This window comes from Fulvivirga imtechensis AK7, from assembly GCF_000331535.1.
In the GTDB taxonomy this organism is placed as follows: Bacteria; Bacteroidota; Bacteroidia; order Cytophagales; family Cyclobacteriaceae; genus Fulvivirga; species Fulvivirga imtechensis.
Genome location: NZ_AMZN01000145.1, coordinates 1 through 653, shown reverse-complemented (window position 1 = coordinate 653; position 653 = coordinate 1). Strand labels below are relative to the sequence as shown.

The window sequence follows — 653 nt, the reverse complement described above, 5'->3', positions numbered from 1 at the left end:
ATTCAGGCATCAGGACATCCGGAGCTTAAGTGAGTTCATTCTTTCACAGGAGGAGTCAGTATACGTTCAAATTACACCTGCCCCGGAAAAAGCTCACTACACATTATCTTCAGCTCAACGGAGGATGTACTTTTTATATGAGTATGATAAGGATTCGGTGGTTTATAACATGCCTCAGGTAGTGAAGCTTGAAGGTGAGTTGGATAAAGAGAAGCTGAGATCAGCGTTTGAGTTATTGATTAGCCGTCATGAGAGCCTTCGAACGTCATTTATGATGTTAGAAGGAGAAGCAGTTCAGGTGATCCATGAGTCAGTAGATTTTGATCTGGAGTATAGAGAGGCTTCAGAGTCAGTGGCACAGGATATAATTCAAAGCTTCATCCGGCCATTCGATTTAAGTAACTCGTCTCAACTCCGGGCAGGTTTGATCAAACTTTCTGAAGGATCGCACCTTTTGATGGTAGACATGCATCACATCATCAGTGATGGAGTATCTGAAGGGATGCTGGTGAAGGACTTTATGTCTTTGTACAATGGAGAAGACCTGCCGGCATTGCATCTTCATTATAAAGATTATGCTGAGTGGCAGCAGAGTGAGGAACAGCAGTTGCGTTTAGAGCAGCAACGTGATTTCTGGAAGGCGGAGTTTGCAG

The 653-nt window shown here is 43.8% G+C and carries 1 protein-coding gene; it reads left to right on the top strand.

The window, feature by feature from the left end; all coding sequences use genetic code 11:
- Positions 1-124 precede the first annotated feature (124 nt).
- On the top strand, positions 125-653 hold a 529-nt coding region (locus C900_RS26970; protein ID WP_040497659.1), incomplete at its 3' end, for a condensation domain-containing protein.